This window comes from Staphylococcus lugdunensis (assembly GCF_002901705.1).
In the GTDB taxonomy this organism is placed as follows: domain Bacteria; phylum Bacillota; class Bacilli; order Staphylococcales; family Staphylococcaceae; genus Staphylococcus; species Staphylococcus lugdunensis.
In genome coordinates, this window is sequence record NZ_PPPV01000012.1 from 554,540 (window position 1) to 573,081 (window position 18,542).

The following is an 18,542-nucleotide window of genomic DNA, read 5'->3' on the forward strand; positions in this document are numbered from 1 at the left end:
TACATTGTCCTTTAAGCTTACCCCATCACTATTTATTATTTAAATCGTAGCTTATCCATCATATTTTCCTGTTAAAGTTTCAATCGAAATACCTTCGGGTACATGATAAAACTTAACTTGGCTAATAATACTTGAACATTCTAATTCAACCATTCTCTCGTTCAATTTTTGAATGAGAATTAAACAAGCACTCATTTCACCTTGTACTGTTGTTTCAAGCGGACCTACTCGATAATGCAGTCCAGATTGTTCTATCAATTTAATAGCTTCGTCAACATATGGGATTACATCATCATTTTGTGGTGTCTTTGGTATAATTTGAATACTCATTAATGTATCTTGCATCATTATCACCTCGAAAAAATTGTTCTTTATGTTCATCATATCATTTTTATCTTATATTTAGTTAACTTGAGATGTTGATTCTACAATTGCTTGTGCTATCTGATACATTAAGTTACTCCAATTATCTTTATTAGTTCGATTGTGATAGCCGTATTTTCCATTTTTAAATAATTGTTTTCTGAGTGCCGATGTTAATTCTAGTTGTACACCCGCACCAAGTTGATTACAATTAACAATATTATTTGATTGTTTGCCTGACATGTTGCTTGGGGCATGCGCCACTTTTATACCTATTTGTTTCAGACTATTGCTTATTTTTTTACTCAGCAGTTCATCTTTACCTCCAATATAGACTATTGGACTTTCACCTTTACATCCATGTATAGCAATTGTTCTTTCACTCCGTTTTACAAGATCTATCGCTATTTTATTATCATAATGAATTGAAGTCACATGCAGTTCTTGATTCCCCTTACTTCTCATTCCATTAAAAACAAAGTAATTATAGTTACCTTCTTTGGCTATCAGTTTTGTTAACTCTGTAGTTGCTGGCTCAATTCCGCCACCATGTGGGGCAATAATAACCACTTGACTGTGATTATCTTCCGTTTCAATCTTCCAATCTTGATGTTCAGCTGTTTGTTGTTCCAATGTCTCCATCGTTTTAAATTTATCCATCATACATCACTCCTTTATACAACTTATATTTCATATTACCTATTTTAGAAGTTATAAAAGTGATTTACAGAAAATAAATAAAATTTCAATTTATTAAAAATAAACAGCAGAGACATAATCCAAAATAATAGAACCTCAAACATGATTATTATGTTCGAGGCTCTTAACTATATATTGACAATAGTAGACTAAATTGAAAATGCACTGATACCCAGCTTTTTCTATCCTAGTCAACCTTGACTGGGTGGAAATAAGAACTCAAAATGAATGCTGTCCCGCTTCCTTATTTTATATTTAATACTCTATGTTGTATGGCTTCGCGTCTTTAGGATTCTATATCAGTCACACTGGCTTGCTTTGTTAGAAAAAACTGTTCTAGCCAGTTACGCTGTGCTTGGATCCCAACAAAGGGAAATACAACAACCATTTCTACAATTAACATATGTTGCAATCAATATGCGTTAACAAAAATTGGGAAAATAATATTACCTTATTGTTCAGGATTACTTATACCCTAGACACTTAATGGCCTAGCCTTTTATAAACTACTATACAAATTGCTCTGTTAGAGTGTTAAATACTTCTTCCGGTAACTGCAAATCTCTTTTAGCCAATGGCGTATCTTCTAACTCTACGATTTGCGACTCATAAGACGGAGTTGAAGTATCTTGATACACTATTCCTTTTACTAAAGATTCATGTTCAATGACTGTTTTCATAGCTAATTGCTTATCCGATGTATCATAATCAGTGATATCTTCTATATTTGTCAAATGTTCTTTAAACCAATCATATGTGTTCACTTTATTATATGTTACGCAAGGTGAGAAAACATTTACAAATGAAAATCCATCATGATTAATTGCATCTTCAATCATTTTTGTTAAAGCTTTAATATCGCTGGAAAATCCTTGAGCGACGAAGGTTGCACCTGAAGATAGCGCTAACTCTAATGGCGCAACATTTTTTTCTATATTGCCTTTAGGTGTTGATTTCGTAACAAAACCAACAGCTGAAGAAGGTGAAGTTTGTCCTTTTGTTAAGCCATAAATTTGATTGTCCATAACGATATAAGTCAAATTCATATTTCTTCTTAATGCGTGGATCGTATGCCCCATACCTATCGCATAGCCATCTCCATCCCCACCTGATGCAATAACAGTTAAATCTTTATTTGCCATTTTTACACCTTGAGCTAAAGGTAATGCTCTACCATGAATAGCATGAACACCATAAGAATTTACATAACCCGATAAACGTCCGGAACAGCCTATACCTGTAATTATGGCTACTTCTTCTGGCTCTAATCCTACATTGGCAGCAGCTTTTTGAATGGCTGCTTGTACTGAGAAATCACCACAACCTGGGCACCAATTTGGTTTGACGCTATTTCTAAAATCTTTAAATGTAGCCAATTAGACCAACTCCTTTAATTCTTTTACAATTTTAAGTCCTTGTTCCTCAATTTCATGTGGTAAAAATGGCGTACCATCATATTTTGTCTGCTGTACTAATTTATCTTGAATCTGCGTATTCATTTTAATAATACTTGCGAGTTGTCCTTGATAATTATGTTCTGCAACAATTACCTTTTTAGCTTTATTGATGGCGTCTTGGATGATTTCTTTAGGAAATGGATGTAATTGGCGAATCTGCATTGTATTAACTTTTATTCCTGCATCTTTTAATCGTGATGTACCTTCTTGAATGGCACCTTTACTTGAGATAAAACCAATGTATAATATATCTGCTTCATCATACGTTTCGTTTGACTCTACAGGATTTTCAATTCGTAGCTGTTCTGTTTTTCTCATTCTTTTATCCATTTGTTCGCATCGATTCATCGCAGCTTCACTTGGTTTACCCTGTTGATTATGCTCTACGCCAGTTACATGATGAATACCACCTTTTACACCAGGTATTGGTCTTGGGGATATACCACTATCTGTTATCGCATAGCGTTTAAAGTATTCCTTATCTCCCTCTTCTCTCTCAATATCAGTTTGGATAATCTCACCACGATTGATTTCAATTTTATTATAGTCTAATGCTTTCACTGTCTGTTTACCTAGAGACAACTGCAAATCACTTAAGACAATAACTGGACATTGATAAATTTCGGCTAAATTAAAAGCTTCAATAGTTAAATAAAATGCATCTTCTGCATCAGTTGGCGCAAGAACAATCTTTGGTATATCACCATGAGTTCCGTATATCATTTGCATAAGATCAGATTGTTCTTGTTTAGTTGGCAATCCTGTTGAAGGTCCCCCACGCTGCGTATTTACAATAACTAATGGTGTTTCTGTCATACCAGAAAGACCGATTGCTTCCATCATTAAAGATAATCCGGGCCCAGAACTTGCAGTAAATGCTCTTACACCAGCATAATTTGCACCAATAGCCATTGTGGCAGCTGCGATTTCATCTTCAGTCTGTACAACAGCCCCTCCTGCTTTTGGCAAATTAGCAATCATATATTCCATAATTTCAGATGCAGGTGTAATCGGATATGCTGCCATAAATCTTGAGCCTGCTGAAATTGCACCCAGCCCTATAGCATCATTCCCAATCATATATAAATGCGGCGCACTATCCGTTGCTACTAATTCAAAATCTCCTTGAATTTGATCTAATTGCTCTTGCATCAATTGGTATCCTTGATACAATGCAGTTATATTCATATCGACAACTTTGTCGCCTTTTTTCATAAACATATTTCGAATTAAATCTTCGAAAGTTTGTGTATTTAAGTTCATTAAAGCACATGTTGCTCCGACAGCTACCATATTTTTCATTAATGCAGTACCTAACTCTTTTGCAGTTGCAGTTAATGGTAAATCAATGAGTTGTGCTTTACAGTTTTCAGGCTTTTCTGGTTTTGCTTTAGTATCAGCAATAATAATACTATCTGATCTCATTTCGTGATGATTTAATTCGATAGTTTCTTGGTCAAATGCAACAAGGATATCTAAATCATCACTAATAGCATGAACAGGTGTTAATGATACTCTTATTTTATTATTTGTATGACCGCCTTTTATTCGACTCGAAAAATGTCTATACCCATATAAATAGTATCCTTTTCTGTTCATTGCAGTTGCAAAGATTTCACCTGTAGATTCTATACCTTCACCTTGTTGTCCGCCCACTTTCCACGATAATTGTGGTTTCATATCATAAGCCTCCTGTGGAATTAATTCATCTTAAATAATAACAAAAAGAACCACCGTATTACTATGTCAACAGTGGTAATTTCATAAACTCATACTTATGGACGATAGTCTTCATATCGTTCTTAGGAACTTGTTAAAATGGATGATCTTGATTAATTAGTATCCTTTCAATATATGATGTTTTTCCTTCTCTATCAAGATCAATCAGCACACCTGACAACACACTGCGTCCATCATCAGGGACAACATGACGTTGCGGTAAACTTGTAATAAATCGCTCAATAACTTCTGTCTTGTTGATACCTAGAATACCATCATAAAAACCAGTCATACCAACGTCTGTAATATATCCCGTGCCTTGGGGTAAAATACGTTCATCTGCTGTTTGTATATGTGTATGTGTACCAACAACAGCACTCACCCGTCCATCTAAATACCAGCCCATTGCATTTTTTTCAGATGTTGTTTCCGCATGAAAATCAACGAATATATATGGTGTTTGTTGTTTAGCCTCATTTATAAGTTCATCTGCTTTTTTAAAAGGATCATCAATAACTGGCATAAAAGAACGTCCTTGTAGATTAATTATAGCTAATTTAATATCATTAATTTGGATAAATCTCATACCCACGCCAGGTGCTTCACTAGGAAAGTTTGCTGGTCGCACCATTCTTTTCGCTTCATCGATAAAATCATATATTTCCCGTTGACCATAGGTATGATTTCCCATTGTAATAAAATCAACGCCGTCTCTTAGCAATTGCTTATATATTTTTTCGGTTAGACCTTTACCGTGTGCAGCATTTTCCGCATTGACAATCGTTATTGTTGGCCTATGTGATTGCTTTATTTTAGGTAGGTATTCTGCTATTGCTTTTCTACCAATTTTCCCTACGATATCTCCTATAAAAAGTATTCTCATGAATTGTTCATCCTTTCATAAATAATTTTAAGTCAAAATCAAAAAGAATTAAAGCAGATTAACTATTTTTATTTTGTTTTAAAGTGCATTTCTTTTTCAGTAAAGAAACCTATGTTAAGATGAATTTATAAAATAATAGGAGTTGTATATATTACATGTCAATTAACATTGATCCAGAAAGATTTGCAGAATTGGTTTTAACAGCAAACCCAGCAAAATCTGAAGATGCTGAAGATATCGCAAAAGAATGTTTAGAGTTATATATTAATGCTTATCGCTTAGCAGAAAGATATTCTAACGTTGCAACAAACTGCTATGACACTGCTGAAGTCATTTCAGAGATGAACAAAGCGGATTTACAATTGAAGCATTAACATACCACACCTATTAACGACAACAATTTGCATATTAATGAATAAACATATAAACATTTAAATTATTAATACAGGTTGCCACCAAAAGTTGAATGAAAATTCTAACTTTTGGTGGCACTTCATATTTCAAATAAATATATTTTTATGATGCCTTACTTTAAGTTCTTAATAAGATGATCAATTATGCATAAGCATTAACCTAACTTATTATTTAATGTTGAACTAATCATTTTTATTTGAAACAATAATGAAGTAAGTTGTGCCTTATAATTAAAAATAACACCTAAAAAAACAAACCTAATATTTTACAACATTAGGTTTGTCGACATTTAAGAAACAGGCACGAAAGGCCTGTTTTATTTAGCATATTCAACTGCTCTGGTCTCACGAACAACTGTCACTTTAATATGACCAGGATATTGAAGTTCTTCTTCGATTTGGTTTTTAATATCTCGTGCAAGGCGATATGATTTTAAATCATCAATTTCATCCGGAGAAACGATTACTCTTATTTCTCGTCCGGCTTGTATAGCAAATGCTTTTTCAACGCCATCGTAACCTTCAGATAATGTTTCTAAGCGTTCTAATCTGCGGATATAATTCTCTAAAGTCTCTTTACGTGCACCTGGTCGTGCAGCGGATAAAGCATCTGCTGCCGCGACTAAAATTGATATGATAGAAGTGGGTTCCACGTCACCATGATGAGAATGAATAGCATTTATTACCGTATCATTTTCGCCGTATTTTTTAGCGAGTTCTACACCAATTTCAACGTGACTACCTTCAACTTCATGGTCTATTGCTTTACCAACATCATGGAGCAAGCCAGCTCTTTTGGCTAAACTTACATCCTCACCTAATTCAGCAGCAAGCATACCTGATAAATGCGCAACTTCAATCGAATGTTTCAACACATTTTGACCGTAGCTTGTTCGATAATTTAAGCGACCTAAAATTTTCACTAATTCAGGATGCATATTATGAATATTCATTTCAAAGGTAGCTTGTTCTCCCGCATCTCGAATGATTTCGTCAACTTCTTTTCTTGCTTTGTCAACCATATCTTCAATTCTACCAGGATGGATTCTACCGTCTGATACTAAATTGACTAATGCTGTTCTTGCAATTTCACGTCTAATTGGATCAAAACCAGATAAAATAACTGCTTCTGGTGTATCATCAATTATCAAATCGATACCTGTTAATGTTTCTAATGTTCGAATATTTCTACCTTCTCTACCAATAATACGACCTTTCATTTCGTCGTTTGGTAAATTAACAACTGATACTGTTGATTCTGTTGTATGATCTGCTGCTAATCTTTGGACAGTTGTAGCTAATAATTCTTTGGCAGTTTTATCGACTTTTTCTTTAGCTTCTGCTTCTTTTTCTTTAACAAGTACTGCAATATCTTGTGACAGTTCTTCTTCAACTCTCTGAAGTTGTTCTCTAACAGCTTCTTCTTGAGTAAGACCGGAGATGCGTTCTAATTCTTGTTCATGCTTCATTATTAATGATTGAACACTACTCTCTTTTGCATCTACTTGTTGTTGTCTTTCTTCAAGTTTAGATTCTTTTTGTTCTAAAATCTCATCTTTTTTGTCTAATAGATCAGATTTTCGATCTAAATTTTCCTCTTTTTGAAGAAGTCGGGCTTCTTGTTTTTGAAGCTCACCACGTCTTTCACGTAATTCTGATTCAGTTTGTTCTCTTAAGATTTGGTTTTCTTCTTTTGCTTCAAGTAACTTTTCTTTTTTGATATTTTCAGCTTCTTTGTTTCCTTGCCTAATAATATCATCAGCGGTTTGTCTTGCTTGTAATTGTTTTTGATGCAACAAATTTCGGGCTACGAAATACCCTACAACAACTCCTAGAATAATCCCAAGCAAAATGAGTAGGAGGGCTAATAAATTCACACAAACACCTCCTTTTTCTAGGGCTATGTTCTGTATATCAAAATCGATATGATTTTATAAAATTTATAATAATCATACAAACTAATTGTACTTTTTTAGTTGTGTGAGTGTCAAGGTAAGAAGCCTATTAATCATTGTAATTCTATTAAAAATAGTGTATAAAAATACCTTGATGGCCATAAAACCAACAAGGTATTTTAAAAGTTATATATTTAATTATTTTGTAGTTAATTAACTATGCGTTAAATCATATCACTCAAACTTGATATCATTCTTCATCAAATAGAGATTCTGGTGCTTTAGCTTCTTTTTCTTCAACATCACCATCAAAAATACCTAATTTTTCTCTTAGTTTACGATCAATATCATCTCTTACTTCTGGATTTTCTTTTAGATAAGTTTTGACATTTTCTTTACCTTGGCCCATTCTATCTCCATTGTATGAGTACCAAGCACCTGATTTATCAACAATATCATGTTCAACACCTAAATCAATGAGTTCTCCCTCTTTAGAGATTCCTTGACCATACATAATATCTACTTCTGCAACTTTAAATGGCGGCGCAACTTTATTTTTAACAACTTTGATTTTCGTTCTATTACCAACGATGTCTTGACCTTGCTTTAATTGTTCTGCACGACGAACTTCTAAACGTACTGAACTATAAAATTTAAGTGCACGACCACCAGGTGTTGTTTCAGGATTACCAAACATTACGCCAACCTTTTCACGAATTTGATTGATGAAAATGGCTGTCGTATTTGATTTAGAAATTGCACCTGAAAGCTTACGTAATGCTTGAGACATCAAGCGAGCTTGTAAACCTACATGCGTATCTCCCATTTCTCCTTCAATTTCAGCTTTGGGTGTTAAAGCTGCAACTGAGTCCACAACTACAATATCAACAGCTCCACTACGTACAAAGGCTTCAGCGATTTCTAAACCTTGTTCACCATGATCTGGTTGAGAAAGATATAAGTTATCAATATCTACACCTAAAGCAGCTGCATATTCAGGATCTAGCGCATGCTCAGCATCAATAAAAGCTGCAATACCACCATTTTTTTGAACTTCGGCAATTGCATGTAATGCAACGGTCGTTTTACCTGAACTTTCAGGACCATATATTTCTATAATTCTTCCTTTAGGATATCCACCAACTCCTAAAGCATTATCTAATGTCACTGATCCAGTAGATACACTAGATACGCGACGGCCTTTATTATCCCCTAATTTCATTACGGCACCTTTACCGAATGATTTTTCCATATTTTTAATTACAGTATCTAGCGCTTTTTGACGATTATTATCCAAAACGAGACCTCCTAATAGGATTATTTTCCTGTTTATTGTCTTATCATTACTATACAATCATTTCATATAAAATACAAGAGATTTACGAATATTTGTTCGCTATATTTACGGTAAACTTATATTAATTTCATGTTAAAACTAAAAATATACGAACATAAGTTCAAAAAATGATACTATCTTAACCAATTAAGTAATGTTATCAAAGCATAATTTTGACTTCTGCGTCTTAAAATATTTCGTGTTTGTGGCATTTTAAACATTTTAGCTTTAAATGCTTGATCTGTTAATAAACCTATATAGACTTTCTCATCTTCATTCAATAATGCAATTCCCATTTTACTATGGTATGTCTCTTTTATATATAATGCTGCCTGTTGCAGCTTGTCATGAATATTTGATGTGTTGCTCAAAAATATTTCTGAATCTGGCAACATTCCTACTAACTTTTGTTTTTCATCTACATCTTTTAAGCGATGATATAATGCACCATTGGTCACACCATCATAAATTGCGTATGAATCAGTTAACTTTTGACTCACGGCTTCTTCTATAAGAATATCATCAGAACCGTAATAATATTCACCAATTCTAGCTAATATCTCATCTTTCACAGGTGCTATTAAATCGTGACATTCTTCTTTAGTATCCGCATTAGCTGTTAAGCGTATATATACCTCATCAGTACCCGCTAATGGTGCAATAGTCGGATTTTCTTGTGCATCAATTAAATCCATTAACAACGTTTCAACTTTTGATTCCCCTATACCAGCAAAACGGAGTTGTTCTGAAAAAATGATATGTTCGCCATCTAATAAATACGGTAATAACTTATTTTTAGCCATTGGACGCATTTCACGCGGTGGTCCTGGAAGTAGGACTATTTTTTTATTACCTTCTGTTATTAACATGCCAGGTGCCATACCATAATCATTTGCTAATACAGTTGAACCTTCTATCACTAAAGCTTGTTGCTTATTATTGGGGGTCATTGTTTGCCCTTGAGCATTAAAATAGTCTTGAATAAAGTTAAGTGCCACATCATCTATAACCAGTTGTCGTCCTAAAATATCTGCAACAACCTGTTTGGTTAAATCGTCTTTTGTTGGTCCTAACCCGCCAGTTAATACGATAGTATCAAATCGTGTTAATCCTTGTGATATAGCATGCGCCAATCGTTCTGGATTATCACCAACAACTGTATGTTCTACTACACTTTTTCCAATACTATTAAATAATTTTGATAAATATTGACCATTGGTGTTTGCTATTTGACCTAATAGCAGTTCTGAACCAACCGCTATAATTGATATATTCATAAATTAAAAGCTCCTATTCAATAAAAAATTATCACTTTATGTGTCAAAAACTTGTGCCAATTATTAACTTACAATAAAAACGACCAAGTGTCCTAATAAAAAGTTTATACTTATGAATCACGTCATTTATTATGCGTGTATAAACTTCAGAACATCTTGGTCAGAAATAGCTATTGTTTAAAAACAGCTCTACCTTTATAAAAATATTCAAGGCCAGATAATATTGTAAATAAGACACCGATGTATAGCAATGTTTGTCCTATTGAGAATCCAATCACGTTAACGAACAGATCGCCAAATAGTAGCCAAATAATTGCAACCATCGTTACAGCAGTTTTAATTTTACCTAATTGACCTGCTGCACTTACAAATCCTTGTTCGATTTGTAATAATCGTAGTCCTGTCACAGCAAATTCACGTGCTATAATAATAATCGCTACAACAGAATTAGTTATTCCTAATTCTACCATTACAATCAAGGCGCTTGATACGAGTAATTTATCAGCTAAAGGATCTAAAAATTTCCCCATATTCGTAACCAATTCCCATTTACGCGCCAAATATCCATCAACAAAGTCGCTCAGTGAAGCAACTATAAATACTATCGCACTAATCAACTGCTCAATGCGTATATCATAGCCTCCTAAAACGGATACCGTACCGAATCCAAAATCTACAAGAGCAAAAAGGATAAATACGGGGATGAGGATAACTCTAAAAACTGTAATCTGGTTAGGTATGTTCATTAAAAAGCCTCATTTCTATATTTAAAAAATTAATACTGCAATAATCCATAGTATAACAGATATGATACTTAGTGAGACGATGATTATACTCAATTGAATAGGTTCTTTATAAGAAACGTGTTGGGTTGGTGGTTCAATACTTTGAAACTGTGTGATTAAATCATCTAGTTGGCTTTGACTATTGGGAATTTCTTCTCTATGTGCAGATACTAATTGGTTATCATCAATATTTACAGTTTTAGCATACTTACGAATAAAACCTTCTGCATAATCTTTTTTAGCCAATAATTCATAATTATTATTCTCAATATGCTGTAATGTTTGACGTTTAATTTGCGTTCGTGACTCTAGTTCAGCTAATGTCATTCCTAAACGTTCTCTTCTATGTTTTAATATTTCACCAACTGTTTTCACTTGATATAGCCTCCAACTTTATTATTCAAAGAAACCAAATCCACCACCAAATGGATCACCAAAATCCAAGTTGTTCTTGCTTTGTACCTTTTGAGTCTGAGCTTTCATATGCTCATATTCAATTTTTTGAAGTTTATTTTCCCGCAATTCTATAATATAGTCAAAATCATCCATAGTATATTCTGATGTTTCTACAAATAAATCGGGATGTTCTACAACCTTAATAGATGGTAATGTCATCACTTCACGCACAAGCTCTTGATGCTTTTGATTGGTTTCTCTACCTGTTACTGCACCATCGATGATATAAACATGATTTGACTCATATTCCCCTTTAATAAGTGAACTTCTAACTGTTTGCTTAATAAGTGTTGAACTAATAAATAACCATCGTTTATGAGCACAAACACTACCTGCAACAATTGACTCGGTCTTGCCAACACGAGGCATTCCTCTTATACCAATAAGCTTATGCCCCTCTTCTTTAAACAATTCAGCCAAAAAATCCACCAACAGTCCTAAATCTTCTCGTTCAAAACGAAAGGTTTTCTTATCATCTGCATCTTGCTCAATGTATCTACCGTGTCTTACAGCTAACCTATCTCGCAATTCAGGAAGTCTTAGTTTGGTTATTTCAATATCATTAACCTCTGAAATAATGTTTTCAAAACGTTTTACTTTTTCGAGGCTATCGGTTTTGATTAACAAGCCTCTCTTGCCTTGATCCACACCATTAATCGTAACAATGCTGATGCCGAGCATACCGAGAAGGCTTGATACATCTCCTAGCAAACCTGGACGATTTAACGTAATCCTATACTCAAGATACCATTCTTTCTTTTCAATTATGGCCATCAGTCATCCCCCTTGTAGATAACATCAATTTATTAAAGCTATTATAACACTTCAAATGATTACATGAATATAAGAAAATAAACAACAAAATATCTTATTAAATATACCAACCGCCGTTAATTTTTTGCACTGTTCCAGTGATACTACGTGCTAAAGGATGGCATAAATATGAACAGGTATGTGCAATTTCAGCCGGTGTCACAAGTCGCTGTTGTGGAATGTTCTGTAAAATTTCTGCTAAATCATCCTCAGACCAGATATCGCTCATTCGCCCTGAAACTATACCGGGCGCAATAGCATTAACGGTCACCGTCGTCAAAGCCAATTCTTGACTCAATGCTTTAACAAAACTTATTTGTGCACCTTTCATCGCCGAATAAATTGTTTCCATACTTGCGCCAGTCTCACCCCAAATAGAAGAGATAACAATCACTCTTCCATGTTGACTTTGTCGTAATTTATCAATAAAAAAACGGCAACAACGCATCATTTGTTTAACATGAATATAATAACTCTTATCCATATCATCATCCGTCATATCTTGGAGCATACCGTATAGGGCTACGCCGCTACAATAGATAAGGCAATCCAGTTTATCAATGTGTCCAAATGTTTGCTCTAAATCGATATTTTGACTTAAATCTGCTTGAATAAAAGATACACTTTTACCATGATATTTTTCTCGCAAATCTTCGATATCGCTGCGATAATAATGCAAAATAACATCATAACCGTCAGATAATAAGCGCTCAACAATTGCCGTTCCAATACTTCCTGATCCGCCTAACACTAATGCCTTCATTGTGTCTCAATCTCCAAACGACTATCTACTTGTTGTTCAAGATTTAAATAAGCCATTGTCGTTTCATTAATACTTTCAAGTGTAATACGTTCAACAATATCTAGTAACTCAAAGACACTAACTCCCTCAAAATATAATTTAGTATACTGATTAGCTATATATTCAGGAGAGTTTAAACTAGAAATGTATTCGCCTATAAATTGTTTTTTTAGTAATTGGAACGTTGCATCATCTGTAAGCTGTCCACGATTTTGAGCTAACTCATTGAGTAATAATTCTTTTAATTTGTCAGGTTGTTGTGTTGCACTCGTAATAACTGAGAAACTATAGCTTGGCTCTAGCACAAACTGATAACCAAATGTTTCGTCTATCAATGATTCATTAAGTAGCATTTGATAAAAATCTGTTTCCTCACCGAAAACTAATTCAAAAAATAATGTCATTTCTAGATCTTTTTGAACAAATTGTTGTGGTGACAAATCACCTGGCGTATTTTTAAAACCAAGCATAATTCGTGGAGACTGCAATTTCATACATTCACGCACATTAGCATCTTTAACATATGACGGTTCATCCACTAAAGATCGTTCTATCGTAGGTTGATAGACTTTGTCTCGTTTCGCTTCATGCTTTTCAACAATTTGGCATATTTCTTCCGGATTAACGTCTCCAACAACAAACAACACCATATTGGAAGGATGATAAAACGTTTCATAACAGCGATATAAATCATCTTTTGTAATATGGTAGATACTTTCGACACTTCCAGCAATATCCACCCTGATTGGATGGTGATGGTACATAGCTCTTAGTGTATTAAACATTAATTTATAACCTGGTTGTTCTTGATACATTTTGATTTCTTCTGCTATGATTCCTTTTTCTTTTTCAACAGTTTCTTCCGAAAAATAAGGCTGTTCAACCATGGACAATAAACGAATAATATTGGCTTCAATTTCATCAGTTGCACTAAACAAATAACTTGTACGATCAAAACTAGTAAATGCATTTGCTTGAGCACTGTCTTGAGCAAATGATGTAAATAAGTCTTCGCCTTGCTCTTTTTCAAATAATTTATGTTCTAAAAAATGGGCTACGCCATCTGGTACAGTTACAAAATCATCTTGACCAAATGGTTTGAATTTACTATCAAGGGAACCAAATTGCGTCGTATATGTAACAAATGTTTTTTGAAATCCTTTTTTAGGAATGATAAATAAACGCAATCCATTGTCTAGTTCTTTTTCATAAACACGCTCATCAATAAGTTCATAATAATGTTCATTCATTTATGTCATCTCCTTTTGTTAAGACATAAATTGTATCTAATTGAGCTTGGTTTACTAATTCGATTATGTCTTCTTTGGTTACTTTATTTATAGCATCAATATATTGTTCGTTACTTTGAGGATAATCAAGTAGTAATTGATTATGCATTATTTCGATAATACTTTTTGGTCTATCCATCGATTCATAGCGCTGGGATGCAATAACCTTTTTGGCTAAAGCTAATTTTTCTTCGCTAAAGTTTCCATTTTTAAACTTATCAAATTCATCTAAAATAGTTTGCTTAGCAACTTGGTATTTATCGACTGAAACACCACTTAACACAAATAAATAACCATTTTTACCATCGATTTGTGAATGAATAGAATATGCTAAACTTTGTTTTTCACGCACTTCACTAAATAAAACCGAAGATGGATCTCCACCAAACATCATATTAAAAACAACAAATGTGTAATAATTTGCGTTTCCATAAATAGCAGGGAAACGATAACCTAAATTCAATTTAGCTTGATCAACCACATCATAGTCTTTGATATCTTGAACTTGGATTTCATTTGCTAAGTCTAGATTTTTGTCAACTTTTTCAAGTGTAATGGAAGGCATAGGGAACTTTTGTTCAATCATTTTTGTAACATGTGCTTCATCTACATTTCCTACAATATAAACGGAAGATGTATCATTAGTAATCATAGCTTGATATGTATTGTATAGACTCGTTGGCGTAACCTGATCTATTTGTTCTAACTGGCCTGTTGCTAAAAAACGATAGGCTTCATTTTTAAACATATGTTTCATCAAATTTAAAAATGCAAACTGTGATTTATTGTCAACCATGGATTCTAATTTCTTAGTAAGTAATGTTTTTTCTTGTGTTACATATGTATTATGAAAAGCTTTATCATGAATAAGTGGATTCCAAATCACTTCGTAAAGTAAGTCTAACCCTTTTTCAAGGAGTGGTGTCGTATCCTTTAAATAACGTTCATTAACAATCTCCAATGAAATACTTACTACATGTTGATTCTTATATTTGGATACAGAACTATTGATGTAAGCACCATATAAACCTGCTAAATGTTGATTGAAAGCCTTGTCTGTAGGGAAGTATTGTGTAGCCCTGGTTAATACTTTGCTGAGCACTGATCTTTGTGTAATCGTCTCATAATTTAATGGGGTCATAAACTTAAAAGTTATAGTCGTTGTTTTGAACTTTTCTGTGGAAAATATATGAATATTATTCTGTTTTTCTTTCTCTGTCATATTCTTTCGCCTCTCTTTCAAAGTTGTCTTTCTACTACCATTTATAAAGCTTATTAATTACAACTAATAAAACAACCTTAAAATGTATCGCTATTCTCGCCTTTGCATCTAGTTATTTTAAATTTAACTAAGCTGCTTTTTAAATAATTTAAAGAATAAAGAATGGGCTGCTGATTTTCGTCATAATGCGTAACCTTTAACATCATTAAGCTTTCGTGGGGAGAAGCATTTAATACTTCTGAAATATGTGGCTCATAGCTAATAGCTTCAACCTCTGTTTCGGCATATTCAATACTTAAACCCGTGTTATCTTCTATTGCCTTCAACATTGAACCACTGCGCGATTGATACTCTGTACAGGTCAAATGATGGTTTGCTATTTTGTCTAAACAATAAACGACAGGCACTTGATTTGCTGTGCGTATACGTTCTATTACAGTAATCAATTCTTGATCTTGTATACCTAACTTTTCTGCATCTAAAATACTCGCTGGCTGCTGTTCTAAACTTAAATATTCTGTTCCTGATTGATATCCAGCACATGTTATCATTTCACTAATGCTAAATAATTTATTTAGCGGATAGTAAAAAGGGTGAAGTGCTTTCACACTTGGCCCTTCTTCAAAGTTATCCGTTAATACCTGCTCTGTGATAAGTTCACCAATAGCATCATAAACATCATCTGTTTTCACATGAAGTTCACGTGCAATTGCTAAATTGCTAGGAAGTTTGTCACCAGGTAGATATTTATTTGAATGTATTTGATTTAAAATATATTCTTTCACTTTAAAAATAGCGGTCAATTCTGCCATGATTTACACCTCATCATTATCTAAATCAATTAATACTTGTCGTGGTTTACTTCCTTTTTGTGGACCAATCACTTGGTTTCTTTCTAAATCATCCATTAATCTTGATGCTCTATTGTATCCAATTCTAAATTGTCTTTGCAATAATGACGTACTCGCTTTCTGCTTTTCTAAAACAAACAAGTAAGCTTCATCATATAATTCATCTTCACTTTTCATCTCTGATTTATCTACTGGTGCGTCTGGTTCCATTTCTTTTACATAGTTTGCTTGTTGTTGTTCCACAACATAATTCACTACTTCTTGGACTTCATAATCACTTAAAAATGCACCTTGCACACGCGTTTGCGATGATTCGCCATTTCCAACATAAAGCATATCACCCTTACCAAGAAGTTTCTCAGCACCACCTGAGCCAATAATTGTTCTTGAATCAGTTTGTGAACTCACTGCAAACGCAATACGTGACGGTATGTTATTTTTAATAATACCAGTAATAACATCTACAGAAGGTCGTTGTGTTGCAACAATTAAATGAATACCTGCCGCTCTTGCCATTTGTGTAATACGTTGTATGGCATTTTCAACATCTTTTCCTGCTACCATCATTAAATCAGCTAACTCATCTACAATAACAACAATATATGGTAATTCCGCTTGCTTTTCGTCTAACTCAGCATTTTGTTGACGAATATATTGATTATAACCTTCTATATTACGTGTTGATGAATGTTGGAACAAATCATAGCGTCGTTCCATCTCAGCAACAATTTTTTCAAGTGCTTGTGCAGCTTTATGTGGATTAGTAACAACAGGTATTAATAAATGTGGAATTCCATTGTATACATTTAATTCTACCATTTTAGGGTCAATTAACATAAGTTTTACTTCGTGTGGTTTTGCATTAAGTAATATACTCGTGATAATGCCGTTAATACAGACAGATTTACCGCTACCTGTCGATCCTGCTACTAATAAATGCGGCATTTCATTAAGTTGTATTGTCATAGGATCCCCAGAAATATCACGACCTAAGCCAACTTCTAATTTATTTTGAGCTGGGAATTTTGAATCTAATACTTCTTTAAGCGTTACCAATGAAATTTTATCATTAGGCACTTCAATTCCTACTGCAGACCGCCCTGGAATTGGTGCTTCTATTCTTACATCCTTTGCTGCTAAGGCTAACGCAATATCATTATGTAAGTTAACTATCTTACTTACTTTAACGCCTTGAGCTGGTTGAATTTCATATTGTGTTACTGCAGGTCCAATTTTAATTTGTGTAACTTTTGCATTCACACCAAAGTTCTTTAACGTTGTTTCTAGTACACGACCTTTACGTTGCACTTCTGCTTTAGATGTCGTTTGTTGCTTAGTCGGTTGATTCAATAATGATAAAGGCGGAATATGATATGCTTCATTGGCCACTTCACCCGCTTCAGAAATCGAGCTACCTACTTGGTCATCAATCATTGTTTCCTCATTGGTTTCAGCTTCTAATGATGGTGCTTTGTTTTCATCAGTATCTGAATTCATATCAGTTGTTTCAAAGCGACGTTTTTTTCGTGAAGAATGATTAGCCTGCCCTTTTTCATTATGATTATAAATAGGAATATCATTATTACCTGTTATTTCAGGTAAATCAGATACATCTTTGACTTCAGAGTCTTGCTGACCATTTTCTAGTAATTGCTGCTGTTTTTCTTCTGAACGTTGTTGCTTTTTCTCTTGTGCTTTAATACGTTGTTGCTTTATTTTAGCAGATGCTGCTTGGCTGAAATCTTTAATTTTTGTGAATAATGATTTTAATACATCACGATGTCTCAATTTCATAATTAAAATGATACTAGATGCACTTAACACAATGGTGATTAATATGACACCTATAATTGAAACTAATGGTTCAAATATTGCTAATAGATAAAAACCTATCAAGCCGCCACCAAAATCAGGAAAACGGGAAGAATCATAAGCGCTATAAACGTATGATAACACCGGTTCTCTCTCCGCTAATACACCTTTAGTAAAATGAAAATTGAGTTGTGCTATCAATAACAAGACAAATTGTAATAAAAATATACCTGATGTCCGTCTTGATTTCGGTATTTTACCAGCAAAAGCAATATAAAGTGATATTAAACTAATAAGAATATAAGTCATATAGCGACTCCAACCAAATAGATAATTAAAAAAACTATCCACTGCACGACCTATAATCCCTAATTGAAATAAACCAAATATCGATATTGCGATAACAATGATTGCGAATATGAAACGTACTGAATTATCACTGCTATTTTTTCTATTTCTTGACGATCTAC

General features: G+C 33.7%; 16 protein-coding genes and 1 pseudogene. 1 reads left to right on the forward strand and 16 read right to left on the reverse strand.

Annotated elements, in window-relative coordinates; translation table 11 throughout:
* Positions 1-51: 51 nt before the first annotated feature.
* From CD041_RS03420 to CD041_RS03440, 5 genes are all read right to left on the reverse strand, one after another.
* On the reverse strand, positions 52-345 hold the full coding sequence (locus CD041_RS03420) for a thiamine-binding protein (RefSeq protein WP_002492111.1): 294 nt from the start codon (positions 343-345) through the stop codon (positions 52-54).
* 57 nt (positions 346-402) lie between these two features.
* Positions 403-1,023 carry a poly-gamma-glutamate hydrolase family protein gene (locus tag CD041_RS03425; RefSeq protein ID WP_037542965.1) on the reverse strand — a complete coding sequence of 207 codons (621 nt, stop codon included), beginning with the start codon at positions 1,021-1,023 and terminating at the stop codon, positions 403-405.
* A gap of 548 nt (positions 1,024-1,571) precedes the next feature.
* Positions 1,572-2,438, reverse strand: a complete 867-nt coding sequence (locus tag CD041_RS03430) for a 2-oxoacid:ferredoxin oxidoreductase subunit beta (RefSeq protein ID WP_002459254.1) — start codon at positions 2,436-2,438, stop codon at positions 1,572-1,574.
* Positions 2,439-4,199, reverse strand: coding sequence for a 2-oxoacid:acceptor oxidoreductase subunit alpha (locus CD041_RS03435; RefSeq protein WP_002459255.1), 1,761 nt, complete (start codon positions 4,197-4,199; stop codon positions 2,439-2,441).
* Between the two features lie 133 nt (positions 4,200-4,332).
* A complete protein-coding gene (locus CD041_RS03440) occupies positions 4,333-5,121 on the reverse strand; it encodes a TIGR00282 family metallophosphoesterase (protein ID WP_070648604.1) in 789 nt (262 codons plus the stop codon).
* A 155-nt stretch (positions 5,122-5,276) separates the two neighbouring features.
* On the opposite strand from CD041_RS03440, the gene CD041_RS03445 reads away from it, so the two are divergent.
* A complete protein-coding gene (locus CD041_RS03445) occupies positions 5,277-5,495 on the forward strand; it encodes a hypothetical protein (protein ID WP_002459257.1) in 219 nt (72 codons plus the stop codon).
* Between the two features lie 356 nt (positions 5,496-5,851).
* On the opposite strand, the gene rny is transcribed toward CD041_RS03445, so the two are convergent.
* The 11 genes and pseudogenes from rny to CD041_RS03500 all read right to left on the reverse strand — a co-directional run.
* Complete coding sequence (gene rny / locus CD041_RS03450) at positions 5,852-7,411, reverse strand: ribonuclease Y (protein ID WP_002478266.1); 1,560 nt, start codon at positions 7,409-7,411, stop codon at positions 5,852-5,854.
* A 268-nt stretch (positions 7,412-7,679) separates the two neighbouring features.
* On the reverse strand, positions 7,680-8,726 hold the full coding sequence (gene recA / locus CD041_RS03455; protein WP_080606585.1) for a recombinase RecA: 1,047 nt from the start codon (positions 8,724-8,726) through the stop codon (positions 7,680-7,682).
* Positions 8,727-8,899: 173 nt separating this feature from the next.
* Entirely contained in the window at positions 8,900-10,042 is a 1,143-nt protein-coding gene (locus CD041_RS03460) for a CinA family nicotinamide mononucleotide deamidase-related protein (RefSeq protein WP_070648606.1), read from the reverse strand.
* Positions 10,043-10,212: 170 nt separating this feature from the next.
* On the reverse strand, positions 10,213-10,788 hold the full coding sequence (pgsA, locus tag CD041_RS03465; protein ID WP_002459261.1) for a CDP-diacylglycerol--glycerol-3-phosphate 3-phosphatidyltransferase: 576 nt from the start codon (positions 10,786-10,788) through the stop codon (positions 10,213-10,215).
* 21 nt (positions 10,789-10,809) lie between these two features.
* Entirely contained in the window at positions 10,810-11,202 is a 393-nt protein-coding gene (locus CD041_RS03470) for a helix-turn-helix domain-containing protein (protein WP_002459262.1), read from the reverse strand.
* A gap of 21 nt (positions 11,203-11,223) precedes the next feature.
* Complete coding sequence (locus CD041_RS03475; protein WP_002459263.1) at positions 11,224-12,057, reverse strand: YmfK family protein; 834 nt, start codon at positions 12,055-12,057, stop codon at positions 11,224-11,226.
* A 97-nt stretch (positions 12,058-12,154) separates the two neighbouring features.
* A complete protein-coding gene (gene ymfI / locus CD041_RS03480; RefSeq protein ID WP_002459264.1) occupies positions 12,155-12,859 on the reverse strand; it encodes an elongation factor P 5-aminopentanone reductase in 705 nt (234 codons plus the stop codon).
* Positions 12,856-14,148: an EF-P 5-aminopentanol modification-associated protein YfmH gene (gene yfmH, locus CD041_RS03485; RefSeq protein WP_070648608.1), complete on the reverse strand. Its 1,293-nt coding sequence runs from the start codon at positions 14,146-14,148 to the stop codon at positions 12,856-12,858. Before yfmH ends, ymfI begins: the two co-directional genes overlap by 4 nt.
* Positions 14,141-15,409, reverse strand: a complete 1,269-nt coding sequence (gene yfmF / locus CD041_RS03490) for an EF-P 5-aminopentanol modification-associated protein YfmF (protein WP_070648610.1) — start codon at positions 15,407-15,409, stop codon at positions 14,141-14,143. The genes yfmH and yfmF overlap by 8 nt, the downstream gene beginning before the upstream one ends.
* Before the next feature lie 77 nt (positions 15,410-15,486).
* Entirely contained in the window at positions 15,487-16,221 is a 735-nt protein-coding gene (locus CD041_RS03495; RefSeq protein ID WP_002459267.1) for a GntR family transcriptional regulator, read from the reverse strand.
* A gap of 3 nt (positions 16,222-16,224) precedes the next feature.
* Positions 16,225-18,498 (reverse strand): annotated as a pseudogene (locus CD041_RS03500) (FtsK/SpoIIIE family DNA translocase); the annotation flags it as partial.
* Between the last annotated feature and the right edge of the window lie 44 nt (positions 18,499-18,542).